Source organism: Methylobacterium sp. Leaf117, from assembly GCF_001422985.1.
Classification (GTDB): domain Bacteria; phylum Pseudomonadota; class Alphaproteobacteria; order Rhizobiales; family Beijerinckiaceae; genus Methylobacterium.
This window is the reverse complement of record NZ_LMNL01000034.1, coordinates 415,630-440,964: the sequence shown is the minus strand read 5'-3', so window position 1 is coordinate 440,964 and position 25,335 is coordinate 415,630. Positions and strand designations below refer to the sequence as shown.

Genomic DNA, 25,335 nt, shown 5'->3' with positions numbered 1-25,335 from the left:
GGGCAAACACCTCACGCAAAAACGTTCTCGGTGTCCACCAAACCGGGGCAATCCCACCCAATCCCACGGAAAACCCGGCGCGGTTCCGTGCCGGTTGTTCCCCCAGACCGGACCGTCGCCGACCCGCACCCGGAGGGCGGCGAACCGGGCCGGGAGCTTGCGCTTCGTGCCCTGGCGCCACGTCACACGCCGCAAGGGCAAATCTGACAGCATGGCCTCGGCGTGCCGCAGCTCTTGGTCCGGCACGGGCTTGCGGGCGCGCCGCGTCGGCGGCACGAGGCGCATGTCGGCCGCGTAGAACTTCCGGTTCAGGCCGAAAGGCTCTCTCTGCTGAACCCCAAGGATTGCTCGAAGCTAGCTAAAGCCCTATTTTCATAGGGCTTTAGCCAAGATTTCGGTGGTGCCGGTTGCGGGACTTGAACTCGCGACCTACCGCTTACAAGGCGTTTAATTTACCAACAAAATCAGTCCTTTGATGCAACATCTTTGGCCGCCCTGCTCGACGTAGCTGGGGGCGGAGTTGAAACCGGCTTAGCGTGATTCCTTGATGTGTCGCGCAAGGCGCTGCGGCCCCGCCTGCGGGCCTCATCAGCTCGGGCGACGGTTGCCGCGTCCACCGGCTGGTAGGTGAGCTGCAGGTCGCGCGCCGACGCGATCGAGTTGGCCATCTTGGCACCGAGAGCGCCTGCATCCACGTTGCCGGCGTTCGCCTCGACGGCGCCGGAGCGTCGCATGTCCATGAGAGTGCGGGTGTCGCCCGGGAACACCTTGGCACGATTGCGCCAGAACGCCTTCGCCAGCGATTGGTCGGTGAACGCCGTGCCGCTCTGGCTCCGGAACATTGGAATGCCTGCGGCTGGGCGCTGAGGCTGCCCATCGAGGTAGGCGGCGATCAGGCACGCCGTGCGCGGCGAGATCGTGCCGAGGGCCGCGCGCTTGGTCTTGCCGCGTGCGGTCCAAAAGCCGAGGTCGCCGAGCTGATCGATGCTGAGCGTCCGGACATCGCCCGGCGAGAGCTGGCTGTCCCAGGCGACGGCCATGATGCAGGCCAAGCCTCGGGACCCATCTCGCCAAGCCTGCTTGACCAGACGAACGACCTCACCCGCTCGCCAGAACAAAGCCCGCTTAGGCTGCGAGCGCCGCCGCACCTTCGCGGACGGGTCCTCATGTCCTCCGGTGAACGACAGGCCGTTGTGGCGCATACCACTGGCGATCTCCCAGAGGGCGCGCCAGACCTTCATCGCGCGCCAAGCCCGGTCGACAGTCGTGTTCTCAAGGAGGGCGCCGTACCAGAGGTCGATGTGGTCATAGGCCACCGATGCCGGTGCCACGTCGCCGAAGACGGGTTCAATGTCCCGCCAAGCGCGCTCCCATTCCAGCCGGGTCTTCGGCGCCTTACCTGCCCATGTGCCTGTAGCGCGGTAGCGGGTGAAAGCTTCGCCTAGCGAACCAGGCACGGTGATGCGCTGAGGTTCTTCGCCGGCGCGCCACGAATCCCATCGTGCGTTCCAGGCCTCGGCTACCTTCATCGCATCCGGCCCGTGCGGGCCGCAGGGCACCGAGTTGGGAAAGCCGGCGGCCCGCATGGTCGGTGTGGTGATCCAATAACCGCGACCCTTCCGCTCGACGTAGTAGCGGATCCTATGGAGCCCCACGGCGCATTTTCCTTACTCGGTCGCCTACGACATCGCTGGCGTTCTTCGCATCGATCTTCGGAGTGAGGCCGAACAAGGGGCCGTTCCGAAGCCGGCGCCACTGATCGATCGCGTCGAGGTCGAAGCGGTTGGTGTCGGGATCCGGCCGTGGGAAGCCGCGGCTGTAGAGCCGATCCGCCACCTGGTCGAACTCCTCGGCCGTGAGGCCAAGGCGCCGTGCAGCAGCATGGGCTGGGATATCGCGGGGCTCGACGTGAAAGCGCATCTCGCTCACTCGGAGTAGGCGCAATTTGCGCAGGTGAGCGCTCGACCTCTGCCACGGAACGGCACGTTGCAATCGTCGCGACGGGGGAAGTCGAACCAGTCGGTCGCCCCCAAGCAGCAGAAACGAATGGCATTGCAGCCTGGGGGCTTCATGGTCGGCACCCTAGAAGTGGAAGGTGTCGGAGGCGATGCGATCTCCGACAGTGGTGCCACCATCGTCAAAGAGCTTTGCGTCGAGACTGACTGGCGCACCGCGGTCAGGGTGTAGCTTGTAAGTCGCTGTGACAGCCCGTTTAGCGCATGCCTTGAGGCTTGTAGGATCGGGCGAGCACCGCCCCTCCATGCACTCTGCAAACACGAATTGGATTATGTCCTGTCGTCTGTCCTCTGGATAGCCACGACTTATCAACGGCTCTACGAGATTGGATATTCCTTGGAACCCGAGAGCCCTAACCTGGATGGCATCCCGTTTCCTGATGCCTAAGCGCTCGCGCTTCCGCCCATTAGCCTCATAACTATGATCGGGCGGTTCCAGGCCAGCACGTAACATGTCAATTTCAGCTTGCGTATAAAGCTTTCCCCTACGCCGAGCCAGCTTCAAGTAAGCACATCGGCGTTCGATAGCTGTTCGCTTGCGCCCCAATCGAGCGATCATCATTTCATAGTTCGGGTATAGCTCTCGGCAAATTGCATCTTCTTCAGCTGTGAAGCGCAGGTGCGTATTTGCAATTCCATATTTTCGTGCCCGGAAATGCATCACTCCGACCGACATGTCTGGGAACATAAGCCTCAGAGCTTTTGGGCTAATAGAATAAATCTTTTCAAAAACGGATTGCAGCTCGGCCTGATTGTATTGCTTCCCTGTACGATCTATGGCCCGGATTATGTCGGTACAGGCTGTTGATCCTTTGCGGTCACGCTCTTTCGCCCAACTTTTTCTTCGCGCCTCCTTCAGTCGCAGATCGAGATCGGGGTCGGTCTGGCGCCTAATTTTCAGCCGTTCGCGGTAAACCCGTTTTTGTTCCTTGCGAATCTCTACGTCCCGAGAGGAAGGGATCGATTTGGGCTGCACAGACATGGAACTCCCTTTTTGCATGAAGGAGGAGTAGGAAATGCGGGCTGAAGTCAGCCTAAACTGTTGGCTGCGGAATCAAATTGCGGCGCCTGATGCTGCGTCTCCCTCGCCGTTGGTCAAGCCTATCCAGCCCAGCCACCCGGGGAACGCCATCGGTCCCCGCAGCGCGCGGATGAGGCGCTGGTAGCGCGGTCGGGCGCGGGCCCAGTCTTGAAACCAAGTGTCTCGAACCGGCAGCAGCCACTCTTGCCCGGCAATGGCGTACTCCTCGTGCACAGCGAGGGCGTAGAACGCCGCTGCCTCGACGCAGTCGATCTCCTTTTCGCCGAGGTGTTCGAGAGTGCCGGTGAGCAGGATCGCGGCACCGAAGGCGTAGATGCCTTCCATCTCGCGCGTCTCAGACCCTGCAGCCTCCATATTCTCTCCGATGATCTGGAGCAGAAACTCCGCCCTGTCGCACCACCGCGAGTAATCCAGCGCCCCCGTGACCCATGCCTCGATCGGCGCGATGGCCGACGAGTTCACGATGTCATGGTAGACCGCCTTACCTGCCGGGCGGCGGATCGAGACATGGAGCAAAGTGCGACCGCCGTAGCGCTCAACAGGAGGCGCATGGCCTAGCGCTTTGGCATCAGCTTCGAACCGTTTACGAGCATCCTTGTCGTGGATCCCGGCACAGATCGCAGCCGCATCCATGCTGAAGTGGCATGCATCCGGATCCTCCGGGTCCACGTGCTCAGGCCGGTACACCGGGACGCTGACCCCATAGGGCGTCGGGAAGGTGCCGAAGGGCTTCATGGTGTTCATGCCGGCACCTTCGCGCGGTCAGCGAACACCGACGGTTCCCTCTCCTCAGCGCGCGCCCATATCTCGATGCAGGCCTCATGTCCCAGAGAGGCGTAGGCCGCCCGGATGAAAGCCCGACGTTTGTCGTCGACCTTCCGCATCTCGGCCTCACGAACCGCGAGGGTTACTGTACCTCTCTCGGCTCGGCCGAGCTCGCCGATGCGGGCCTGGATAGTTGGCCGTTGCCGACGCTTGACCTTGAGTGCCCGCTCAGCCCGCTTCTTCCAGGCGGGCCCGTTGCACGTTGAAAGGTCGACGCGGTCAATCTGATCCTCAATCGCGAGGATCGTGGCGTCCACTTCGGTCAGGATGAGGCGGCCCTGCTCGGCCGTCCCTATGTCATCGATCCTAATTTCACGCCCGTCGCGGAAGCGGATCACGTTGATGCCGCTGAAGTCGCGGGGTTGGATGTCGAGAGCGGCGTTCATGAGCGCCCCCAAGCCTGAACGACCTCTGCGAGCAGATCTGGCTCCACGTATCCGTTACAGTTGAGATCGTGGCGGACGAGCGCTTCCAAGCGCAGATTGGTGTCGTCCTTGTCCTTAGGCTGGCGCCGTTCGATCTCGTGAACGGCATGATCTCCTAGGAAGGCCAAGCGCTCACCCTCAAGTTCGATGATCTTACCGATTTCCGAATATGACCTACTGCCGTCAGCCCAGCAGAAGCCCTGGCTCTCAACGGCCATCAAGGTTTCGCGCTCGCGGTTAGCTATGCGCGCGAGCTGTTCTAGTTCGGCGATCGACAGCTTCGATAAGTCATACTCCGCCGGGCGCGGCTGCATCGCGAAGCTCAGGCCCTCAAGGGCACCGATCAACGCTGCAAAAATATCGGGTGCATCATCCATCCCGTAATAAGTGTCGAAGTGCTCGGCTGTATGTCTCGTCAGCTGAAGCAACCCGCTCAAGGTGCTGGGACGAGCGCAGAACAAATCACACCAAGCCTGCTCAGCTGCGATACTGGCAGCTTTTCTCGCCGCTTCGAGAGATACCGTTGCTCGAACAGAAGCGTTGCGACCTGCCTTACGGATTGCAACAGGGTCAGCGGCAATAGCGGCGGTCGAGTAGGCCGCGCTTGCTTTACTGTGCGCATCAATGGCCTGCCACACACCATCATCACTTTCGGGCTTCTGGGCCCCAGCGCTGTTGGGGTCGTCCGGCCCAGCTGCGGCTTGGAGAGCGTCAAGACGGTATCTCACTCGCATCCGCGCGATGTGTTCGGCGCGCTCTTCAGCCGGAAAGTCGGCACAAGCCGGCATGCAGCGCTCAAACTCGGATTGAGCAATATTCAGTAGGCGCTTGGCTTCCATGGGGATCGCCAAAGAGATCGCCATGAAGCCGGTCGGCTTATAGGCTGGCATAGGAATGAACCCGGGTATCCTATCCGGATCTGCAAACGGATCGTCGTCGTCTCTCTCGCTCACGCCGCGGGGTTCTGCGAGGGCAAGGACGGATTCGATTAGGTGTCTGACTGCTTCCTTGTTGAGATCTTCATCCGTTCCAAGGGAAGCATCGGCATCATAATTTCCTCCAACCCAAACGAGAGGTTGGACAGCCCGAGCTTGAAACGCGAGCCCAGCGAGCGTCTTAGGGCGCATCTGAAGAGCTTTCTGTGCGAGGTCACAAACCGCGATGTAGGTGCTGTCCTCTAGATTGTTCGCCGCCATCACGCCCGGGAGCGCCCAGGCCGCCTGGGATGCCTGTAGCGCCGGAACTCCTCGCGCCATGGCAGCCTTCAAGTAGGAGCTGCAACGCTTGTGCGGTTCGTCGTTCGCGGCTGCCGCTTCCAGCCAAGCGCTATGCGCAGCATCGAAGCTCGGAGTGAGCGCGAGAAGGTCTGTATCGGCTTCGCTGACTATGGGGCCGCCGGTGGTCCGGCTCGGCTGGGTCAGCAGCGTCGTAACTGCCGCATCTACGCCCGAACCGATGGTCGTGCAGGTTGCTTCCTGACGTACGGACGCGGGTCTGCTATCAAGGCAATCGCCTCGTTCCATGACTGATCTCCTGGCTGCGGGGTAGGCCTCTGCGGGTGCTCGAACACTGGCAGGGGCCGCTTCATCTCAGGGCTTGGTGCCCTGGGAAGATCATGAATTCAGTCGAGGCTCATCCGCGACCAGCGCAGCAGTCTCCTCCCTCGTGAGGTCGCGAAACGTCCATGCCGGCTCGTGAACCGCGTGAACGGCTGCACCCAGTGAAACGCAGTAGCTCTCGACGGTTTCGCGGAAGACTGCGTTGGCATTGAAGCGCGTCATCATCTCCAGCAAGGCTAAAATCGCGCCCTCAGTGGGCGCCGTGCCCGCAGCTAGGCCAAACAACAGGCTCGTTCCTGCGATCTTGCAGAAGTGGACGGAGATCTCGATACCGCCGTCCGCCGCGGCGTCGATGAGCCGTTCGGCCCGTTCAGGTTCGGGGTGCGCCGTAACGACATTGCTCATCCTACCGTCCTCCCGCCGCAACCATCACCGCCGCACCACTGGCACGCGGAATTCTGTGGCGCTCTCGTGAAGTCTGAAGCGTTATCAAGGTGGCCTGGGACGGCCGTGAACCGCCCCAGGCCTCGCAGCCACCAACCGACCAGACCGATTGGAGACCACGAATGGAGAGCCCGGCCCCATGGACCAGCGGACGGACGACACCATTGATCCCACTCCTGATGGAGAGGGACTCCGATCGCCGGGAGCAGCAGGAGAGGGAGCGCCGCGAGGAACTGGATCGCCAGAGGCGGGAAGAGGAAGCGGAGCGCCGGCGCCAGCAGATCGAGGAGGAGCGCAAGCGCTCGCAGGATCCGACCGATTGGGACAATCCGAAAAGCCCTCGCCGCCGCTGACAGACGAGCAGAAGTGCCGTTTCAGTCTCCTCAAAAACGTTCGATACCACGAGGATCGCGAAGGGCACTTCGCCTGGATCAATCGAGCCCTGGACCTCTTCGTCCTTGTAAGTGGTCTGGGCACCGTTGTTGCGCTCTCGGACTTGTTGCCCCCCTGGGCACAAGTTGATGGGCGATGGATCGCTGCGGCAACCAGCATTGTAGGTGCTATTCAATTGGTGTTCGCGCTTAGCCGACGCGAAGCGCTGCATGCCGATCTGAGGCGCCGCTTTCTGGCACTGCTCGCCGACCTTGAGGATGACAACGTCAAGAATACGGCGCGTCGGATGCGTGCTCTGTTCGGTGATGAACCACCGACGTTCCACGCCGTCGACAAACTGGCCTACAACGCTGCCATGACAGCGCTCGACCGACCGGCGGCCTACCAGATCGTCGTCACGCCGTGGCAGCGTCTGTTGCGAAACTGGAGGCGCTACGAAGGCGTTCCGTTCCCCCGCCGTGAGGACGTGCCTCGGAAAACCTGATGCGGCAGGTCGCGGTAGACCGCCAGCCTTGATGCCGATCGCGTACGCCATCGCTCAGCCCTCCATACGGAGAGCCAGGCGACCGGCGAGCCATAGAGCGGCTAAGCTGAGATTAGGAGCGAAGGGAAGGACTTGGACGAGCATCGGAGGGCTCCATCGCGAGAAGCGATAGCCCTATCTCTGCGTTTTGTAGAACGATGTCAACACAAATTGCAGAGGTTTGTTATCTTGCAGCTTGTTTGGTGGCGTCGTCAAACGATGCAGCGAGGCGGTGATTAGATTCAACTATTAGCTGGTAGGCATTAGGCGTGATAATCATATATACGGGTGCAAATCCAGAAACGGAAACGGAGCGCATAGTATCGCTCAGGGGAGCTTCTAAATCATAGGTCTTACCGTCTCCGTTATCGTAAACCTTTTTGATAAGAATGCGCCCATCTTCGAGCATGCATAGGCACAAATCTCCTGTATGTATGCGTTCAAACGAAAATTTGGACGAACAAATTATTGCGGAGCTTTGATCTGCTATTCCTCTAAGTTCTTTTCCTCTTACATAGAGATAAGAACAGGGTGCGTTGATCATGGCCGATACCAAGAGAACCTTATCTGGGTCCTCATCTCCGTACATTTGAACCTGACCATTGTTTAAGGTTCCGGCCTCGCCAATACAGTGAACTGCTGAGCGTCCCTCGTATTTGACATCGGCACCTGTGCGCAACCATTCGACAGTGACACCGAACGCGCGGGCGTATCGTACAAGATCTTGCTCTTTGACTCCTCGAAGTCCGTTCTCGTGGCTCGAATATGTTCCGTACGACATATTGAGGCGCCGTGCGGCCTCCGCGGCAGAAGAAAATCCCGCCCGAGCGCGTGCTTCCCTGATGCGATCGTTCTTATCCATATGAGCCTTATCCGCCAAATACCTCTGCATGTCGCAGAGATTTTCGTTGACTGCGGCCTCTACATAAGGCAGAGACGAACTTATGCTGTCTGCGCGTGAAATAATCGACTCCTTCGGATATGCGTCGCTCGCAACCTCACTCTCTATTCCTGCGGGAACAGTCAGTGCGTGGAAAACGAGGAACGCAATTCCACAACCATATTGGCGTGCAATCGAGGTTGAAGCCAAGCAGCGTGATCTAATAAAAATCACATATGAAGCGCTTGAACTAGCAGCAAGGCCGCGTCGTCGCCGGATTAGCTCCCATGACATTCAGTGCGGGGCCACTTTGTGATGAACTCTTTAGCACCCGACACGCATCAGTGCCCCGCCGATCCGTCCGAGCAGCATTGCGGCATCAGACCCGTTCGGCACCCGACCTCGGTCATCGAGCCTGTTGGCCAGACGCTCCATCACACTGCGCCGGTCCCCGACGTCCAGGACGGCTACCAAATCGAGCATCATCACGGCCAGAGCTTCGGCTATCCGGTCGGTCGTCAGTTCGGTCGCCGGGCGCGCCACCGTAGCGCTCGGGGTTAACGCCATGCTCCTGAAGACCTGGATGCTGTCCGAGGGTTTGTCCGACACTGAGGTAGCCGCGCGCATCGGTGACATCTCCCCCTTCATGGTCCGTAAGCTCCGGTTCCGTGAGCGTGGCCCCTCCATCCGAGTGGCCGCTCGCATTGAGGCGATTTCCGCCGGCGCCGTCCGTTCCGTGGACATGCAGCCGGCAAGACCCCGCTCCGCCCCGGAGGCATCCCAGTGTCCCTCCACTCGTCTTCCACCAGCTGCCCCGATCGACCGTCCGCCCGCGCCTGCCAGCAAGTTGCGTCCGGTCTGATCGTTGCCGCTGTCTCTATCCGTGAACCGCACCTGTCGATCTCCTCTCCGTTGGTGACCCCAACTGACCATAGGAGCCACCCAAGGTGTCGGGATTTTCACCCAAGGTCGCGGGACGATCACCCGCGCGTCGAGAGGGCGGCATGACGACCGCGCAAGCCGAAGCCCGGCACCTTGTCGAGCTCATCGCTGGGCCGATGCGGCTGGGCGAGAACGTCAAGGCTGCACTAACGCGGGTCTCTAGGGCCACGGGCCTCGGAGACCGCCGCGTCCGCGGGATTTGGAACGGCGAGGCCCGCCGCATCGAGGCCCAAGAGATGGATCGCCTCCGGCAGGTGGCGTTGGATGCCCGCACCCGTGAGGAAGTCGATGTCGCGTACCAGGCCCACCTTACCCGGCTCCGGGCCTACGAACAGGCCCTTCGCTTACCGAGCGAGGACCAAGTTGGCCGGCTGGATCATGCGCGGGTCGGGCTGGCTCGCCCTTAAGATTGCGCCCTGGATCGGCGAGCCGCCGCCCTAACGCGCGCCTAGCACCCCGCTGACATACCCGGCCGACCCGAGCGGCCTCCAAGCATCCCTTCCCTCAGGTCGGTCAGATGGAGCGTCGTCATGGGCGTTGTGATTGACATCGAAGTGGCCCGCGACGTTCGAGCCGGTGACGCTTTCGCCGAGTACGTCTCGCTCAAGAACCGGGCCGACACGACCCTACGCATCCTGGACATGCTTGCTGCGGCGCGCGCCTGGGAGCGATTCATCCATCTGGCGATCCCGAATCCTCGTGAACGGTTGGGCCTCCTGTGACGGAGCCACGAACAGCGGACGTTGTTCCGGCCGACCTCGACACCGAGGCGGGCCTGATCGGTTGCGTGCTGACGTCACCAGGGGTCTTTCCGCTCGTCCAGCACCTCGTTGCGCCAGAGCACTTCCGCGAGCCCCTGCATGCTGACCTATGGGAGACGATCGCCGCCGTCAGCGCGGCCGGCGGGACGCCCAATTACCTCAAGGTCAAGGCAGCGATCGGGCCTGCGGCAGCCGAGCGGGATCTCGGTGGCCGCTCCCTGGCTCAGTACATCGCGGCAATCGCCGCCCACGGCGCCGTACCAGCAATGGCCGAGGAATACGCCAGGACGGTGCAGCAGTACTGGCAGCTCCGTCAGCTCGCCGCCACAACGAGTGACCTTCGATCGGGTGGTCCCGTCATTCCTGGCCCGACGCTCGAGCGGATCTACGCCGAGGTCGACAAAGTCCGCGCGAGCTTCGTCTCTCAGAAGTCGATGAGCGCGACTCTGGCGGAGGCCGGTGATGTCCTGATCGCCTCCATCACGGCCGACCTGCAGGGCAAGGCAGAGAGGCTGGCCAGCAGCGGCATTCGCTCGCTCGATCGCGAGATCGGCGGCGGCCCACAACCCTCGAACCTCATCACCGCCGCCGGACGCACATCGATGGGCAAATCCATCTTCGGCGTCGAGGTCGCCCTGTCCATGTCGGATCAGGGCAGCGCCACGATCTACCATTCCCTGGAGATGTCCCGACGCCAGATCGCGGCGCGCACGGCGTCGAGTGAGTTGCAACGGCGCGGCATCCGCATTTCTTACGAGCAGATCATGCGCCGTGGCGGCCTTGATCAACGGCAGGCGGAGCTCGTCGCTGGCGTCGTCTACGAGCAGCGCCAACAGCCGATGATGATCGAGGACGGCGGCGGGCGCACCATCGGTGACATCGCCGCCTCATCCGATCGACTGGCCAACGCCTACGCTCGCAAAGGCAAGGCGCTCGGGTGTGTGGTCATTGATCACGCCCACATCGTACGCCCGGCTCGCGCCTACCGTCGTGAGGACGAGGGGCTGAAGGAGGTGGCCGACGGCGCCCTTGCGCTGGCCAAGCACCTCGATTGCCCGGTGTTTTTGCTGGCGCAGTGCAACCGCGGCCCAGAGGGGCGCGAGGATAAGCGGCCTGGCCTCGCCGATATACGCGGCGCTGGCGCGTTCGAGGAGAACTCGGACACGGTCATTTTCCTCTACCGGCCTGGGTACTACGCCGAACGCACGCAGGCCTTCCGTGACGGCTGCCCTGACGCCCGTGATGCCTTCGATCGCGTCCGGCACGATCTCGAGATCATCATCGACAAGAACCGCGCGGGCCGCCCGAACCAGACCGTTCGGGTCTGGGTGGATCCCGCGCTCAACGCCATCCGGGACCGGTGACATGCTGAGAATGGCGAGGGCTCAGCCGTGAAGGGCGAATTTTACAAGATGGACTACGAGGCCTGGGACGAGGGCACTGACGAGCTCACGCTCGAACAGGAAGCCGCGTACCTGCGCCTCTGCCATCAGCTGTATCGCCGCAAGGCTGCGATTCCATCAGCTCCGGCGACGCTCGCCCGCATCTGGCGCTGCCATCCTAACAAGGCACGCAAGCTCCTCGCCGACCTCATCGCCGCCGGGAAAATCGTCGAAACGCACGGACACCTGACCAACACGCGGGTCACACGTGAGCTAGACGAGAGGGAGACCAAGCGGACACACAAGGTAGACGCTGGTCACACCGGCGGCACACGGACGCAGGAAAATCGACGTAAGCTACTGAAAACAAACGATGCTGATGAAGCGGATGCTCAAGCGGAAAACAAGCAGAATCAAGCAGAGAAAGAGATAGAGGGAGAGAAGAAGAGAGAAGAGTCTACCCCTGTAGTCCCCAAGGGGACGCAGACGGGGTTCGAGAGATTTCGAGCAGCCTATCCACCGAAGCACGTCAGCTTTCCGACCCAGCAGGCCCGGAAACGCTACGACCAGGCCATCAAGGGCGGTGCGACTCACGACGAGATCGAGGCCGGGGCGAAGGCCTACGCTGCCGAACAGATCCGCATCGGCAAATCTGGCACCGAGTTCGTGAAGTCTGCGGATAGCTGGCTCTACCAGCGCCGATGGCTCGATTTCGCCCAGCAGGGCAGCGACCCTCCAGGCGCCAGTACCACGAAGCTGAACCCTGCGCAGGACCGCCGACACCGCCTGCGGTTGGCGATCGACCATTTCCGCGACGAGTGGCGCCAGGGGACCGACGAGCAGTACCGGCCGGGAACAGCGGGCTGCACAACCTTACCCCAGATCGTCGAGGAGGCTCGTGCGTCCGTTGCAGCCGAACGCCTCCTAACTAGCCAGCCGCAGCCAGCGAACGCCGCCTAACCGAATCCTCCCCTGTTGCGTACCGAGGACCATCCATGAGCAGCCGAGCTAAGGGCAAGCGTCAGCGCGAACGTGAGCGTCGCCAGCGCCGAGAACTGCGTCGCATTGAGCAGCGCGAGGGAAACAGTGCGGCCGCTTTCGGACGGAGGGCAACGGCCAACGCCAGGAGCGCCGCGGATCCGATCTGTGGAGTGGCATCTCCTACCATCGATCCGACGCTGCTTTGGTACATCGCCCGCACGAAGCCCCGCATGGGCGAGCGGGCTCTGCAGGCTCTTCAGGCCGCGAACGTGGTGACCTACCAGCCCCGCACCTCGGAAGTTGTCGTCCGCCGCGGACGGCGTGTCATCCGCCGCACACCGATGCTCCTGCGGACCGTCTTCATCGGCGTTGCGGACGCCAACCACCTCGACGAGGCTAAGGCTGCTCCCGGAGTGGCCGAGCTGGTCTGCTACCCAGTCCAGGACGCCTCTCTCGAGGGAAACATCGCTGGTCCGGTTCTAAAGCCGGCTCGCCTCGACGCCTTGGGGCTGCAGCGCTTCGTCGGGCGGATTGCCCAAGGGGAGATCGCCGAACCCGTGGGTATCAAGGTCGGTCAGAGCGTGATCGTTCGGGAGGGCCCCTTTGCGAGCTTCCCCGCCGTGGTGGAAGTGGTCCTGCCGAATGATCGGTTACGAGTCGCCGTCAGCCTGTTCGGGCGGCCCTCGCCCGTCGACCTAGGAATCGCAGAGGTCCAGACACTGTAGGGGGGCCGGTCACCCTAGCGGTATATGGGACAGTCCCGCCGGGCGTAGAGGATGCTCTGCCCTTCTAGGAGCTACGGCAGCAGGTCAGGTCTGTTTGTGTCCTGCGGCACCGGCCTGCCGTTCCGTTCAATCCGCTTAAGCAGCTCAATCGCTCGACCAAGCGCGAGCATTACGAACCCGCCGATCGTGCCCCCCAGAGCCGGACCGAGAAAGGCGCCTCCTTCTGCTGCAGGCGCACCGGTAGAAGCGAGCATGAAAAAGATGCCGAACGCGATGTGCAGCGATCCGGCGATGTAGAGGGTCAGTTTCACGAACTGCAGCCTAGCCGCCCGTCGCTTGACGACGCTGCGATTCAGGAGGGGACGCGATGATTGCGGTGCGATTGGGCCGCCCAGCTTTGATCATTCGAGCCGAAGCTATGCCGATGCCCAGCACACCAAAGATGGTCATGGCGGGCAGAATGACCAGAAGGAATATGGTTCCGTTGATCATGGCCGTAGGTTCCCAAGCACGTACTGAGCGGACAAATGTAGTGCGGCTGCGATCGCAAGCCAAATAAGGACAAAACCACCATACGTGAAAACGTCGATATCACCGATGCCGCTGGTACCCTTCGCAAGGACGGACGACGTAGGCGTTATGATACCAACCGCAATCGCGGCTGCGGCTAGAGTATTTAGAAACGTAGCAAGATATTTCCAGCGCTCGTTTTCGATCATCCTCGCGCCGACATCTATCCCATTGGGAGGCGGCCTCGATCCACGCGCAGGCGGCGGAAGGCTTATAGATGATTGGCTATCGTGCCTCCCTCCAGACTTTCGCCCCGACCTAGCTGGCGGCAGACTCAAGCCACTGTGTCTGGGATTTGCGCTATTTGCCATTTTTCGGCTCCGCGTAGACGCAGAACCCGAAACTGAAAGAGTAGTCCTCTTTTTTTCCAAATAGATCGAACCACGTATTAAGAATAAATTGACCGTCATTGCTGTGCGCAATTACAATCTCAGTAGTTGTCTCGGGGCTTCCGCCGCTCCAGGCTCGATAGATTTTCACCAAAACCGAGTCGGGTTCTTCTACAGGGATTACATCGTAGTCATTTTCGATTTCATCATACTTGGCGTCATCTAATACGACAAGCTCGACAATAACTGGAAAATCGTCAGCGGGAAGAGGATGTAGCTCTATTGGCCATCCTTTTTTGCCTATCATTATACCAGAATCGATAATCTCTCGTCCGTTCAGGATTTTGTCTCGGAAAGCCACTATTTTAAACCTTTTCAATATCGATTAGTACCGAGCGTCGAATTGATTCTATAGTTCTCGCTCATTGCACCGATCCACCCTCAGGTGCCTGCAGCATGCGGAGCGCTTCGCCGAGAAGGGCATGAAGGTCTGAGACCGTCTGCAGATCCATAGGAAGGCCGATGCGCTGCCCCTCCTGGGTGGGCACCACGACCACTGCGATCTGTTCGCCCATATGTATCTGAGCGCCCGGAACGCAGTAGGGCACCATGAAGTCGCCCTTACGCCGATCCGGGAAAGCTTTTTCGGCCTCAGTAAGTCGAAAGGGCTTTGGTTCGGTCACACGTGCCCTCCTTTTCGAATAGCACACACAAGGATGCTGCGCTGACAGGAAAGGCCGCCGGTCACTGAACGGGCTCGCCGTCGGGCTTCAGATCCCGAAGGGCCTCACCTATCACCTGGTACAGCGTCGAAAGGGCTTCATGCCCGAGGGGAACACCAAAGCGGTGTCCCTCTGCGGTCTTCAGGATGATAATCCCCACGTCCTCCCCCATCAGGATGCCAGCCTTCGCCTCACAGAGCGGGAGCAGAAACGGGCCGTCCCCCTCGAACTCAACCTGCTCAGCCTCGTTCAGGCCGAAAAACTCATCCTGCTCTGTGCGCTTATCATCGGCCATGCATGTCTCTCGCTCCCGAAACGCTATCTCGGGCAAGCGTGCCCTGACAGGATAAGGCACGCAACGACGCATTTTTCTGGTGCATGGAGTGGCCGATCAGAGCCGCGGAACGTTGCGCGGTTCAACGGAGTATTGTAGGCAGCTGATGACTGTGTGGGCGCTGTACTCTCCCCTTTCGGGATCGATGTTAAGCCTCTACGGGGACGCGTTTCTCCACATTGAGGGCTGGTTAGCTAGGTAGTCCCCCAGTGGTGGACTGTTGGATGACCTGTCACAATGTTCGTGCTCAGACCTTCAGACCATCCGCTCACTCATCAGCATGCCGGCATCATCAAAGATGCCCTCCCATACCGAGGTTGCAACACGAAGCGTGACCCGCCAGGTGCCAACGTGCTCTTCGATGCCTTTCTCGATGCGGCTGGTAACTTGCCCAAGTCGCATCTTCTGACGCATCAAGCTGGGATTGATCATCAGTCGGGAATGAAGCTGGGTCGGATCCAGCATCCAATCGCCGCGTGCGTTTCGCTCCAAGCGCATATCAAGCCTTCAATCAGCTTGGCGGTAATTGCGGAGCTGATTGTGACGGTAGCACGCATTCCCTGGCTTATGTGAGGTGCAAACGTTTCCGTGGTCTCACCCGTGGGGATCCCAAGCGAAAGGCACCTGACCTGCTTTGATCCTGGGGCTTCACCGAGTGGCGCCGGCCGAGATTATCTCCCTACCAGGGGTGACCCTTCACGCGCGGGTGCGTTGTCAATCCATGACCTACCGCATCGAATTTCACGACGGCGAGAACGAGATCGGCTCAAGGATGGAGCCTGGGGACTTGGAGGCAGCCAAAGCACATGCTCGAGAAGGCCTCATCCTGCACAAGGCTATGTCGGCGCGGATCGTAGATAGCGAGGACCGCGAGGTCTGGGCTATGCAGACCGGCGGATCAGAGAGTGGCGCGCCTCAATCGTAAGGCGCGCCGGATAGTTCTAGTAGTAGCTGCGGCGGCCGTAACCACGACCATAGCCGTCACCACGTCCTCGACCGAAGCCGAATTCACGACCGCCGAAGCGATGTCCGAAGTGGCGGCCGCCACCGTAGCCGCGGCGACCGTACCCACCACCATAGCCACGGCGTCCGTATCCACCACCGCCATAGCCGCCGTAGCCGTACTGAACGTTCTCTACCACCATCGTAGCTTCAGGCATTGTGACGACACCGAGCGGTGCTGCCGAAGATGGTGCAGCTGCCATGAAAAGGCTGGCAGCTACGAAGGCGGCACCGAGCGTGAGTGTCTTGATCATAGGGTGTCTCCCTGCGGACCTACCCGTTCAGGTAGTCCATCGTTCAGTTCTAGCAGCCGCTTTGTTAACGGGAGCCGCGCAAGCGACCTCGCACTCAGCCGACGATCCAATGCGCGAGAAGCATTACAGCAGAGCCAGCGATAGCCATGCCGAGCAACGTAACGCTGCTAACCTGATCGACTTTGTCGACGGTGTCGCCAGCCCGGTGCTCGCGGTTCATCGAGGTGCTCTCGGTGCCCGCTTTGTTCGCATCAGCGTTGATGACGTCGTTCGTGGACGGGATCGGGTTCGCGCCAGGATAAATGCGTGCGGTCATGTGAGCCTCCTGTTTGATCAGAGGGTCAACGCCAAAGGGGACTGCAAAGATCGAGCGAGGGTGCGGCTTGATGCACCCGCACCCTCGTTACCGCGAGAACGCTCGCATACATCGAGGGCCGATCGTACAGGAACGAACGGCGTGAACGTGTTTGCTGAGCCCATCGAGAAGTACGAAACCGGATCGCCCGAATGGAGGTCGGCTCTCTTCGCGGAGGCAGTCCGATACACCGCCCACCTAGAAGGCCCCATCCGTGTGAACTCGTTGCAGGAGCATCTGCTGCGGTTCACCGGCGGCACGGAGGAGGAGTGCGGCGGAGAAATCCTGATGACGCTGTGCCTGCTGATTCACAGCGGCCTCTACACTGCTAGCACCTACAACCGGGCTACGATGACCCTCATCATCAGCGCGGCGACGACCTTCACCGCATCACCCGTCCTCACCATGCACATACACGGAGAGCATGAGAGTGGTGAGATTGACGAAGATGATGAAGAGGATGACGCCTAAGGGCACCCTCCCCGCATTTCGCTACAGATGGCTAGCTGCCAAAGCTTCGCACCTGCGCCGTAACGAAAGCCTCGGCTGACCTGACCTGCTCTCTCATCCCGTGTCTGACGCAATTTCTTACAGCACGATCGGAGAGGATCTGGAATGGGCGATCGAATCCGCCGCAGTTCGATATCAATGGTCCCAAGGTAGCGACTGCCGGAACCGTGAGGACCAAGATAGCCAGCAGAACTGTAGCGAGCGGAGAAGACGGCTTGGCTTTCCGCTCAAGCTCCGGAACGTTAGCTAGACCTCTGAAGCCTTGAATTTCATTTGAGATCGGAGCCGATACCCCTCCGCGCTTCCGTTCCGCATCTGCTTCTGCAATCAATCTCTGACGGTAAGCGGCCAGCTCTTCAGCGGTGTATCCGCCGGTGCGCCGGCCGAAAGTACGCTGTGGTTGATCCATCTTTTCTCTCGTGGTGCCTCATTGTAGCTGATCAGAAGGTGAAGATATCTCTCAGTAGCGGCATGACTCGGCCGCGATAGTACCGCCGCTCGCGCTCGTTGAGCCTCTCCTCTCCCTCGTGTGCGACCTTCAAAGCGAGTATGTGTTCAGCCGAGCTTTGCCCAATGATGCCAGACTCCACAGCGATAATGATCCTGGCGTGTATGTCGCGGTAGACGGAAGCAAACGACACCATTTCCTGCCCCTCTTCGTACTTGCCTTTATCAACTTTCAGTGCTTGACCAAGTACGCTGAAAGATCGCCGTTCCCTATCAGGGTTTAGCTTGGTTAGTGCGCCGTTAAGTAGTCGGACAGCGTTTGATCTGCTAAGTGCAGATCAAGCTGGGAATTATGTATTCAGGGCAGTTTTACGGAACGACCGCCGGGTGGTTCGAGCGACAGACTTCCTGCGCCTATTGGTAGGGACCCTGGGAGCCCAGAATGTATACGGGTGGTCGGGGCCCCCAGAGTTTCTAGCGCCAGGGTCCCAAAACCCGGTAACAGGGTAACAGGTAACAGCGCCCATGGCCGAAGCGACCGGGGCTAAATTCCTAAGCCAAGCCGACTTCGCCCGCCGACGCGGCGTGTCCCGGAAGACGGTAACGGGCTGGAAGCAAAAGACTATTCTGGTTCTTAACGAGGCCGGGCTGATCGACGTCGAGGCGACCGAATGGGCCCTCGACCAGAGGCCAGCGAGCTACCGGGGTGGTGTTACCCACCGCCCGGTGCGGGTGGTAACAGGTAACAGATCGGCGCCGGAGCCGAAGGCGCCAGCCAAGCCGAAGCCGGACACTTGGCAGACGATCGGCGAGGTGATGCCGCGGCCCGGCGCAGTGCCGACCGAGGGTGCCGACGACGGGCTCGAACTCGACCCGACGAACCTGCCCCTGTCTGAGGCCGTCCGCCGCAAGGAAAACTTCCTCGGCCTGCAACGGAAGCAGGAGGTCGAGAAGAACGACCGCAAGCTGGTTGATCGCGAGGCGGCCGAGAAGCTGTTCTTCGACACCGCCCGCGATGTCCGCGACGCTTGGCTGTCCTGGCCGGCGCGGGTCGCGATTCCTATGGCCGACGAGCTGAAGGTCGACCCCCGCGCGCTGACGGCGATCCTAAACGCCTATGTCAAACAGCACCTCTCCGAGCTTGGCGATCCTGAAGCCGACTTCGGCTGACACGGAGAGCCTGCTGCGGTCCTGGCGGAAGGGGATGACCCCGACGCGAGACTTCAACGTGGTGGAGTGGGCGGAGGAGTTCCGGCGCCTGAGCAAGGAGTCCTCCAATGGAGGGCGCTTCGTTACGTCGAGGGTTGAGGTTGCCCGTGGTCCGATGCTGGCGGCGACCGAGCCGGGCGTCAGCACCATCACCCTGATGGCCTGCACGCAGCTCCTCAAGACGACAGTCATCGAGAACATCCTCGGCCGGTTCATCCACATCGACCCGTGCCCCATCCTGGTGGTGCAGCCGAAGGACGACGCGGCGGAGACGTTCTCGAAAGACCGGCTGGCCCCGATGATCCGGGACTCGAAAGCCCTTCGAGACATCTTCGGGGACCTGAAGTCCCGGGACGCCGGCGCCACCCTGACGCACAAGCAGTTCCCGGGTGGCCACATCACCCTGGTGGGCTCGAACAGCCCGACCAACCTCGCTATGCGGCCGATTCGGCTGCTCTGCTGCGACGAGATCGACAAGTACCCACTCTCGGCCGGTGGCGAGGGCTCACCCATCGACCTCGCCGAGGAGCGCCAAGCCGAGTTCAAGGCCAACAGCCTCTCGGTGCGGGCCTGTTCGCCGACGATCGCAGGCCGGAGTGCCATCGAGGCCTCCTACGAAGAGAGCGACCAGCGCAAGGCCTACGTCGAGTGCCCGGGCTGCCACGGCTGGCACCCTCTCGAATGGGAGCAGGTGCGCTTCGACAAGGATGAGGCCGGCAAGATCCGGCCCGAGACGGCGCGCTACGAGTGCGTGGTCTGCGAACACCCGATGACAGAGCCCCAGCGGCTTGTCGCGCTGCGCAAGGTGGAGTGGCGCCAGACCCGGCCGTTCACCTGCTGCGGCGAGAACCAAAAGCCGGAGCGTTGGGCCCCTGAGGCATACGGCGTTGCCCGGGCTCTCTGCATCCACTGCGGTGCGGAGGCGGTGCCGAACGACCACGCGGGCTTCCAGGCGTCGAAGCTCTACGCGCCGAAGCAGACGATTCGCGAGACGGTGGCGAAGTTCGCCCGCGCGCTGAGACGAGGCCCTGAGGCGTTGAGGACGTTCTTCAACACTCAGCTGGCTCGGACGTGGAAAGAGGGTGCGGACGCGCCGGAGTGGCAGGACGTCTACGCCAGGAAGGATCGATACCGCAGCGGCACTGTACCGGCTGGCGGCCTGATCCTCTTCGGCGGTGTCGACGTCCAAAAGGATCGCCTCGAGGCGAGCGTCTGGGCCTTCGGGCGCAACCGCGAGCGCTGGCTGATCGAGCACCGGGTGCTGCCCGGCGACACGGTCCGGGCCCAGGTCTGGAAAGACCTCGAGGCCATGTTCGATGAGACCTGGGAGTACGAGAGCGGCGCGGACATGCGCGTGCGCGACTGGGGCGTGGATTCCAGCGGCTTCACCGCCGAGGTCTACGCCTTCGTCCGGACCCAGGCCGGGCGGCCAGTGCACGCGGTTGACGGCCAGGACAGCTACGCCGCGGCCTTCCTCGGTGTCGGCGCGAAGGATGCGACCCCGGCGGGCAAGAAGCTGCGCCGCGGCCTGAAGACGATCCGGATCGGCGCCTCGTTCGCGAAACAGGAGCTGATGGGGTGTCTGGCGCTCCGCCGACCCCCCGAGGGTAAGCCCTTCCCAGCTGGCTTCGTCCATCTCCCGGACGACGTCACCGAGGATCAGGTTAAGCAGCTGACCGCCGAGGAGCTTGTCACCCACGTGACACGGGGCCGAACCCGGCGCGAGTGGGTGCCGATCGGCGGCCGGCGCAACGAGGTGCTGGACTGCGCGAACTACGCCCGCGGGCTTGCCGCAATGCGCGGCTGGGACCGGTGGCGCGAGGTGCACTGGCGCGACCTTGAGGGCTCGCTGGGCATCGAGCGCACTCGAACGGCCATCCTGCCCGAGGATGCCGTTCCCGAGGCGACCGTTGCAGCCGGTTCGCTCGCTGCCCGCAATCTCCAGCGCGCTGGCAGCCGCCGCAGCAAGGTCCGAAGCCGGACGAGGTGACCATGGCCGCGAACATCGACAAGCAGATCGCGGCGCTTGAGAACGCCATGGCCTCCGGCGCTCTGCGGGTCGAGGCCCCTGACGCGGCCACCATCACCTACCGCAGCTACGACGAGATGCGGCAGGCGCTCGGCGACCTCTACCTGCGCAAGGGTGCGCAGGACGCCGCCACGGGTGCAATCGGCCCTCGCCGTACGCGCCAGATCGTCACCACAGGCCGCAGCGGGTGGTGATGGATCTGTCCGGAGAGACCGCCACCGTAGCGTCGGAGAGCCAGCCCTACGACGTCGCCAATGGCGCCGGCCGGCGGTCGCGCTCCTGGCGTGTCGGCAGCTACGGTCCGAACTCGGCGATCGTCTACGCGCTCGACGAGCTGCGCCGGAAGTCGCGGGACCAGGCCCGGAAGAACCCCTACGCCGGCGCGGCCGTCGACCGGCTCGTCACCAACATCGTCGGGACCGGCATCGTGCCGCGCTCCATGGCGGCGCGTTCCTACGAGGGACTGACCAAGCCACAGGCGAAGAAGCGGAAGGCTGAGGACGCTGCATTCCGCGCGCAGATCCAGAAGCTGTTCCTCGCCTGGACGGACGAGGCCGACAGCATCGGCGCCCACGACTTCTACGGCCTTACGGCTCTGGCCGTGCGGGGTATGGTCGAGGGTGGCGAGACTTTCACGCGACTTCGGACCCGGCGCCCCGAGGACGGGCTGACGGTGCCGCTGCAGCTGCAACTCCTTGAGGGCGACCATTGCCCACACCTGAGGACGGACGCGACCAACCGGATCCGGCAGGGCATCCAGTACGACGCCATCGGCAAGCGCACCGGCTACTGGCTCTATCGCGAGCACCCGGGCGACGGCCTGATCGTCTCCGCTGGCATCGAGCAGACGCTGGTGCCGGCGACCGACGTCTGCCACCTCTATCGCGCCATGCGGCCCGGGCAGGACCGCGGTGAACCCTGGCTCGCACGGGCCCTGCGAACGCTCTACGACCTCGACGGCTACCTCGACGCCGAACTGATCCGGAAGAAGAACGCGGCTCGCCTCGTCGGCTTCGTGAAGCGGGTTTTGGGGGACGGGTCGGAGGGCCCGCTCGGTGCCGATCCGGCCGACGATGATGGCGTGGCCACCCTCGACTTCGAGCCCGGCACCATCCAGGTGCTGGCCGACGGTGAGGACATGACATTCAGCGACCCGAAGGACGTCGGCCCGAACTTCGAGGCTTTCGTGCGCGAGTCGAAGCGCAGCGTCGCGGCGGCCTGCGGTCTGCTCTACGAGATCCTGAGCGGCGACTACAGCCAGCTGAACGATCGCACGCTGCGGGCGGCGCTCAACGACTTCCGTCGCGCCGTCGAGCAGTGGCAGCACCACCTCGTCGTGTTCCAGTTCTGCCGGCCGATCTGGATTCGGTGGATGGACCTCGCCTTGCTCTCCGGCGCCCTTCGGCTTCCAGCCGGCATGACCCGGCAAGACGCCTACGCGGTGAACTGGATCCCGCAGGCCTGGCCGTACATCCACCCGGTGCAGGACGTGCAGGGCAAGACGATGGAGATCCAGGCGGGTCTCTCCACCCGCACGCGCAAGGTCGCAGAGGGCGGGTACGATTCCGAGACGGTCGACGCCGAGCAGGCGAGCGACAACGAGCGGGCCGACACGCTGGGTCTCTCCTACACCAGCGACGGCCGCCAGAAGGCGAAGCCCGATGAGGCATCGCCCCCCAACGACGACCCGGCGGCAGAGCCGGCCACGCCCGCGAGCTGAGCGGCCACATCCTTTCACGGAGGCACCATGGCCGCTCTGGTCAATGGGAACGAGATCATCCTCTCAGGGACGGTCGGCGATCTCTACTGGGACGAGTGCTTCACCGCCTCGGACGTCATCTTCGCCCTGGCACAGGTCGGGCGCGACCAGGACGTCACCATCCGGCTGAACAGCGGTGGCGGCATCGCCACCGAGGGCGCGGCCATCCACTCGGCCATCGCCGCGCACCGCGGACGCAAGGTCATCGTCGTCGAAGGCATCGCCGCGTCGGCTGCGTCCGTCATCGCCATGGCTGGCGATGAGGTCGTGATGTCGCTTGGCGCCCTGATGATGGTGCACGACCCCTCGGGCTTCACTTTCGGCACGATCGACGATCACGAGCTGCAGATTAAAGCGCTGACCGCGCTCGCGACGGCTATGGCCGGCATCTACGCCGAGAAGACCGGCAAGACTGTCGCCGAGGCCCGGGCCGACATGCAGGCCGAGGTCTGGATGACAGCGGAGGAGGCCGTCACCGCCGGCTACGCCGACCGGACGCTAGCGCGCGCGGCCAACGACGACGCTGCGCCCGAGCCGACAGCCTTCGACTACCGCCTCTTTGAACATCCGCCGGAGCGCCTAGTCGCCCTGGCCGATCAGCGTGCGTGGACAAAACGCGCTCGCCCCACCGCGGCCTCGCCGGCCGTCCCCCCACGCCTGAAGGAAAAACCCATGGCGAACGCACCGGCGGGCAACGAACCCGTCATTCCCGAGAACCCGACCGCCGCTCTAGCTGCGGTCGTTGACGGCGCCAAGCCTACCGCGACCGCCTCCACGGTGTCGCGCGCCGACGCTTCCGAGATCGTCACCCTCTGCGTCGCGGGCGGCGTGCCGGCCATGGCCGCTAGCCTTCTCGCCGAAGGCGCGACCGTGGCTCAGGCCAAGGAGCGCATCGGCGCGGCCGGCGAGGTCAAGAACCTCGTCGCGCTGGCCCGCCGCAAGGACCCGACCCTGCCGGCCGACCTCGACGCCACCATGCTCGCCGAGGGCAAGACGGTCGAGCAGGCCCGGGCAGCGCTCTTCGACAAGCTCGTGGCGAGCGAGGAACAGACCTCGGTCTCCTCTCACGTCCCCGCCGCGCTCGGCAACGCTGGGCCCACCGCATCCGCCACCAGCATGCAGCGTGAGCTGAAGCGGGCTGGCCTGACCAAGGGAGCCTGATCATGGCACTTCTCGAAACCGCCCTTGTCGGGTCCGACTGGCTCAAGGTCGAGGACGGCAGCTACCGCAGCCGCGACACGGCCATCATCGCCTCGGGTTCTGGCAAGCTGAAGACCGGCACCGTGCTCGCCCAGGTGGCCGCCACCGGCAAGTACGTCCCCGCCGCCGCCTCGGGCTCCGACGGCTCGCAGACCGCCGTGGCGGTGCTGTTCACCGCGGTCGACGCCACCAGCGCCGACCAGAAGACCGTCATCGTCTCCCGGCACGCCGTCGTGAGCCACAACGGCCTGATCTACGGCCCCACCATCAACGATGCGACGAAGCGCGCAGCGGCCAGCGGCCAGCTGAAGGCGGCGGGCATCATCGTGCGCGAAGGAGCGTAAGCCGATGCCCACCATCCTCGACATCTTCAACCAGGACGCATTCTCGGCGGCCTCGCTCACCGGCAACATCTCGCTGGTGCCGAACGCCTACGGCCGCATCAATGAGCTCGGCATCTTCGCGGCCGAGCCGATCGCGACGACCTCGGTCATCGTGATGATCGAGAACGGCGTACTTAACCTGCTGCCGACTCGCCCGCGCGGAGGCCCGGCCAGTCTCGGCACCCGCGGCAAGCAGAAGCCCGCCTCCTTCGTGGTCCCGCACATCCCGCACGAGGACAGCGTCCTCGCCACGGACGTGCAGAACATGCTGGCGCTCACCGCCGGTGGCGATGCGGGCCTGGAGACGGTGCTCGGCTTCCTCAACCGGAAGCTGATCACGATGCGGCGCAAGCACGCCATCACGCTGGAGAACCTGCGGATGGGTGCCGTGAAGGGCATCATCCGCGACTCGGACGGCAGCGTGCTGCTGAACCTGTTCACGGCCTTCGGCGTCACCGAGCAGGTGGTTGACTTCGCTCTGGGGACCGCCAGCACCGACGTCGTCGGCAAATGCCAGGACGTCACCGGCTACATGGAGGACAACCTCCTCGGCGAGACCATGACGGGCATCCACGCCCTGTGCTCACCGGAGTGGTTCCGGAAGTTCATCTCCCACGCCAGCGTGAAGCAGGCCTACACGTACTACGCTTCGGCGCCGAACCCCCTTCGTCAGGACGTCCGCAAGGGCTTCGAGTTCGGTGGTATCACCTTCGAGGAGTACCGCGGCAGCGCGTCCTTCATGCAGGAGGATGGCACCACCAGCGCGCCGCAGCGCTTCATCCCGGCCGGCGATGTCCGCTTCATCCCGCTCGGCACCACCGACACCTTCACCAACTTCTGGGCGCCCCCGGATTTCTGGGGAAGCGTGAACCAGGCCCCGAACAGCGCCGACTCCGAGGTGTTCGTGGCCCCGCTCGAGCCGAAGAAGTTCGGCAAGGGCATGGACATCCACACCGAATCCAACCCGCTCCCGCTCGTGAAGCGCCCTGCGCTGCTCGTGCGCGGTACCACCTCGAACTGACGGAGGCGACCATGCGGTTGCGCGAAAAGGGCAACAAGGACGGCGAGGTCGTCACCCTGGGTTGGGACGAGGCGCAGACCGCGCTTCAGGCCGGCACCCACGAGGTGGTCAACGACGCCGGTGACGGTGGCGCCATCTCCGGCGAGAAGGGCCCTGAGCCCGATGCGTCGGGCGCGGACGACCTGGACGGCAAGACCAAGGCCGAGCTCGAGGCTCTGGCCAAGGAGCGCGATGTCGACATCTCGAAGGCCAAGACCAAGGCCGACATCAGTGAGGCGCTGCGCGCGCCGAAATGAGCACCTTCGCTCTGGCGG

General features: G+C 62.8%; 32 protein-coding genes and 1 pseudogene. 14 read left to right on the top strand and 19 right to left on the bottom strand.

What is annotated here, in order from left to right; all coding sequences use genetic code 11:
• From ASF57_RS27030 to ASF57_RS16605, 8 genes and pseudogenes are all read right to left on the bottom strand, one after another.
• Nucleotides 1–309 (bottom strand): annotated as a pseudogene (locus ASF57_RS27030) (IS701 family transposase); the annotation flags it as partial.
• A gap of 155 nt (nucleotides 310–464) precedes the next feature.
• Nucleotides 465–1,655, bottom strand: a complete 1,191-nt coding sequence (locus ASF57_RS16630; RefSeq protein ID WP_056485225.1) for a hypothetical protein — start codon at nucleotides 1,653–1,655, stop codon at nucleotides 465–467.
• Nucleotides 1,642–1,920, bottom strand: coding sequence for a hypothetical protein (locus ASF57_RS16625; protein WP_056485223.1), 279 nt, complete (start codon nucleotides 1,918–1,920; stop codon nucleotides 1,642–1,644). The genes ASF57_RS16630 and ASF57_RS16625 overlap by 14 nt, the downstream gene beginning before the upstream one ends.
• 162 nt (nucleotides 1,921–2,082) lie before the next feature.
• The gene (locus ASF57_RS25905) at nucleotides 2,083–2,997 is read right to left on the bottom strand and encodes a hypothetical protein (protein WP_156376198.1); all 915 of its coding nucleotides are present in this window, start codon (nucleotides 2,995–2,997) and stop codon (nucleotides 2,083–2,085) included.
• A gap of 72 nt (nucleotides 2,998–3,069) precedes the next feature.
• Nucleotides 3,070–3,801, bottom strand: coding sequence for a hypothetical protein (locus ASF57_RS16620; protein ID WP_056485221.1), 732 nt, complete (start codon nucleotides 3,799–3,801; stop codon nucleotides 3,070–3,072).
• Nucleotides 3,798–4,268: a hypothetical protein gene (locus ASF57_RS16615; RefSeq protein ID WP_056486046.1), complete on the bottom strand. Its 471-nt coding sequence runs from the start codon at nucleotides 4,266–4,268 to the stop codon at nucleotides 3,798–3,800. The genes ASF57_RS16620 and ASF57_RS16615 overlap by 4 nt, the downstream gene beginning before the upstream one ends.
• The gene (locus tag ASF57_RS25900) at nucleotides 4,265–5,830 is read right to left on the bottom strand and encodes a hypothetical protein (protein WP_156376197.1); all 1,566 of its coding nucleotides are present in this window, start codon (nucleotides 5,828–5,830) and stop codon (nucleotides 4,265–4,267) included. Before ASF57_RS25900 ends, ASF57_RS16615 begins: the two co-directional genes overlap by 4 nt.
• Before the next feature lie 90 nt (nucleotides 5,831–5,920).
• Complete coding sequence (locus ASF57_RS16605; RefSeq protein WP_056485217.1) at nucleotides 5,921–6,271, bottom strand: hypothetical protein; 351 nt, start codon at nucleotides 6,269–6,271, stop codon at nucleotides 5,921–5,923.
• Nucleotides 6,272–6,629: 358 nt separating this feature from the next.
• Between ASF57_RS16605 and ASF57_RS25895 the strand changes: the two genes are divergently transcribed.
• On the top strand, nucleotides 6,630–7,187 hold the full coding sequence (locus tag ASF57_RS25895; protein ID WP_156376196.1) for a hypothetical protein: 558 nt from the start codon (nucleotides 6,630–6,632) through the stop codon (nucleotides 7,185–7,187).
• 223 nt (nucleotides 7,188–7,410) lie between these two features.
• On the opposite strand, the gene ASF57_RS24955 is transcribed toward ASF57_RS25895, so the two are convergent.
• The 3 genes from ASF57_RS24955 to ASF57_RS25890 all read right to left on the bottom strand — a co-directional run bounded on the left by ASF57_RS24955 (nucleotide 7,411) and on the right by ASF57_RS25890 (nucleotide 9,356).
• Nucleotides 7,411–8,316, bottom strand: a complete 906-nt coding sequence (locus tag ASF57_RS24955; protein WP_162241573.1) for a helix-turn-helix transcriptional regulator — start codon at nucleotides 8,314–8,316, stop codon at nucleotides 7,411–7,413.
• 114 nt (nucleotides 8,317–8,430) lie between these two features.
• Nucleotides 8,431–8,754: a hypothetical protein gene (locus tag ASF57_RS24950; protein ID WP_156376195.1), complete on the bottom strand. Its 324-nt coding sequence runs from the start codon at nucleotides 8,752–8,754 to the stop codon at nucleotides 8,431–8,433.
• Nucleotides 8,755–9,194: 440 nt separating this feature from the next.
• The gene (locus ASF57_RS25890; RefSeq protein WP_156376194.1) at nucleotides 9,195–9,356 is read right to left on the bottom strand and encodes a hypothetical protein; all 162 of its coding nucleotides are present in this window, start codon (nucleotides 9,354–9,356) and stop codon (nucleotides 9,195–9,197) included.
• Nucleotides 9,357–9,578: 222 nt separating this feature from the next.
• Between ASF57_RS25890 and ASF57_RS16585 the strand changes: the two genes are divergently transcribed.
• The 4 genes from ASF57_RS16585 to ASF57_RS16570 all read left to right on the top strand — a co-directional run bounded on the left by ASF57_RS16585 (nucleotide 9,579) and on the right by ASF57_RS16570 (nucleotide 12,897).
• A complete protein-coding gene (locus ASF57_RS16585) occupies nucleotides 9,579–9,770 on the top strand; it encodes a hypothetical protein (protein WP_056485209.1) in 192 nt (63 codons plus the stop codon).
• On the top strand, nucleotides 9,767–11,173 hold the full coding sequence (locus tag ASF57_RS16580; RefSeq protein ID WP_056485207.1) for a DnaB-like helicase C-terminal domain-containing protein: 1,407 nt from the start codon (nucleotides 9,767–9,769) through the stop codon (nucleotides 11,171–11,173). Before ASF57_RS16585 ends, ASF57_RS16580 begins: the two co-directional genes overlap by 4 nt.
• A 27-nt stretch (nucleotides 11,174–11,200) precedes the next feature.
• Complete coding sequence (locus ASF57_RS16575) at nucleotides 11,201–12,151, top strand: DUF1376 domain-containing protein (RefSeq protein ID WP_056485202.1); 951 nt, start codon at nucleotides 11,201–11,203, stop codon at nucleotides 12,149–12,151.
• 191 nt (nucleotides 12,152–12,342) lie between these two features.
• Nucleotides 12,343–12,897 carry a transcription termination/antitermination NusG family protein gene (locus ASF57_RS16570; RefSeq protein ID WP_056485200.1) on the top strand — a complete coding sequence of 185 codons (555 nt, stop codon included), beginning with the start codon at nucleotides 12,343–12,345 and terminating at the stop codon, nucleotides 12,895–12,897.
• Between the two features lie 71 nt (nucleotides 12,898–12,968).
• On the opposite strand, the gene ASF57_RS16565 is transcribed toward ASF57_RS16570, so the two are convergent.
• The 8 genes from ASF57_RS16565 to ASF57_RS16540 all read right to left on the bottom strand — a co-directional run bounded on the left by ASF57_RS16565 (nucleotide 12,969) and on the right by ASF57_RS16540 (nucleotide 16,424).
• Nucleotides 12,969–13,208 (bottom strand): hypothetical protein, encoded by a 240-nt coding sequence (locus tag ASF57_RS16565; protein WP_056485198.1) that lies wholly within the window; start codon nucleotides 13,206–13,208, stop codon nucleotides 12,969–12,971.
• A 10-nt stretch (nucleotides 13,209–13,218) separates the two neighbouring features.
• Complete coding sequence (locus tag ASF57_RS25885; RefSeq protein ID WP_156376193.1) at nucleotides 13,219–13,389, bottom strand: hypothetical protein; 171 nt, start codon at nucleotides 13,387–13,389, stop codon at nucleotides 13,219–13,221.
• A gap of 378 nt (nucleotides 13,390–13,767) precedes the next feature.
• On the bottom strand, nucleotides 13,768–14,157 hold the full coding sequence (locus tag ASF57_RS25880) for a hypothetical protein (protein WP_156376192.1): 390 nt from the start codon (nucleotides 14,155–14,157) through the stop codon (nucleotides 13,768–13,770).
• Nucleotides 14,158–14,218: 61 nt separating this feature from the next.
• Nucleotides 14,219–14,479, bottom strand: coding sequence for a hypothetical protein (locus ASF57_RS16560; RefSeq protein ID WP_056485195.1), 261 nt, complete (start codon nucleotides 14,477–14,479; stop codon nucleotides 14,219–14,221).
• Between the two features lie 61 nt (nucleotides 14,480–14,540).
• Complete coding sequence (locus tag ASF57_RS16555) at nucleotides 14,541–14,813, bottom strand: hypothetical protein (RefSeq protein ID WP_244476975.1); 273 nt, start codon at nucleotides 14,811–14,813, stop codon at nucleotides 14,541–14,543.
• Between the two features lie 294 nt (nucleotides 14,814–15,107).
• Nucleotides 15,108–15,350 (bottom strand): DUF6522 family protein, encoded by a 243-nt coding sequence (locus tag ASF57_RS16550; RefSeq protein WP_056485193.1) that lies wholly within the window; start codon nucleotides 15,348–15,350, stop codon nucleotides 15,108–15,110.
• A 443-nt stretch (nucleotides 15,351–15,793) separates the two neighbouring features.
• A complete protein-coding gene (locus ASF57_RS24935; protein ID WP_082504060.1) occupies nucleotides 15,794–16,108 on the bottom strand; it encodes a hypothetical protein in 315 nt (104 codons plus the stop codon).
• A 94-nt stretch (nucleotides 16,109–16,202) separates the two neighbouring features.
• Complete coding sequence (locus tag ASF57_RS16540) at nucleotides 16,203–16,424, bottom strand: hypothetical protein (protein ID WP_056485189.1); 222 nt, start codon at nucleotides 16,422–16,424, stop codon at nucleotides 16,203–16,205.
• Nucleotides 16,425–16,565: 141 nt separating this feature from the next.
• Here ASF57_RS16540 and ASF57_RS16535 point away from each other — a divergent pair, with 141 nt between their 5' ends.
• From ASF57_RS16535 to ASF57_RS16490, 9 genes are all read left to right on the top strand, one after another.
• On the top strand, nucleotides 16,566–16,934 hold the full coding sequence (locus ASF57_RS16535; protein ID WP_056485187.1) for a hypothetical protein: 369 nt from the start codon (nucleotides 16,566–16,568) through the stop codon (nucleotides 16,932–16,934).
• 1,011 nt (nucleotides 16,935–17,945) lie between these two features.
• Nucleotides 17,946–18,590 (top strand): hypothetical protein, encoded by a 645-nt coding sequence (locus ASF57_RS16525; protein ID WP_056485183.1) that lies wholly within the window; start codon nucleotides 17,946–17,948, stop codon nucleotides 18,588–18,590.
• A gap of 34 nt (nucleotides 18,591–18,624) precedes the next feature.
• Nucleotides 18,625–20,619: a terminase gpA endonuclease subunit gene (locus ASF57_RS16520; protein WP_244476973.1), complete on the top strand. Its 1,995-nt coding sequence runs from the start codon at nucleotides 18,625–18,627 to the stop codon at nucleotides 20,617–20,619.
• A 2-nt stretch (nucleotides 20,620–20,621) separates the two neighbouring features.
• Nucleotides 20,622–20,852: a hypothetical protein gene (locus tag ASF57_RS16515; RefSeq protein ID WP_056485179.1), complete on the top strand. Its 231-nt coding sequence runs from the start codon at nucleotides 20,622–20,624 to the stop codon at nucleotides 20,850–20,852.
• Nucleotides 20,852–22,378 carry a phage portal protein gene (locus ASF57_RS16510; protein WP_082504059.1) on the top strand — a complete coding sequence of 509 codons (1,527 nt, stop codon included), beginning with the start codon at nucleotides 20,852–20,854 and terminating at the stop codon, nucleotides 22,376–22,378. The genes ASF57_RS16515 and ASF57_RS16510 overlap by 1 nt, the downstream gene beginning before the upstream one ends.
• 27 nt (nucleotides 22,379–22,405) lie before the next feature.
• Nucleotides 22,406–23,578 (top strand): head maturation protease, ClpP-related, encoded by a 1,173-nt coding sequence (locus ASF57_RS16505; protein WP_056485175.1) that lies wholly within the window; start codon nucleotides 22,406–22,408, stop codon nucleotides 23,576–23,578.
• 2 nt (nucleotides 23,579–23,580) lie between these two features.
• Nucleotides 23,581–23,961 carry a head decoration protein gene (locus tag ASF57_RS16500; protein ID WP_056485173.1) on the top strand — a complete coding sequence of 127 codons (381 nt, stop codon included), beginning with the start codon at nucleotides 23,581–23,583 and terminating at the stop codon, nucleotides 23,959–23,961.
• 4 nt (nucleotides 23,962–23,965) lie between these two features.
• Entirely contained in the window at nucleotides 23,966–25,021 is a 1,056-nt protein-coding gene (locus ASF57_RS16495) for a major capsid protein (protein WP_056485171.1), read from the top strand.
• Between the two features lie 11 nt (nucleotides 25,022–25,032).
• The gene (locus tag ASF57_RS16490; protein WP_056485169.1) at nucleotides 25,033–25,317 is read left to right on the top strand and encodes a hypothetical protein; all 285 of its coding nucleotides are present in this window, start codon (nucleotides 25,033–25,035) and stop codon (nucleotides 25,315–25,317) included.
• Nucleotides 25,318–25,335: the final 18 nt, after the last annotated feature.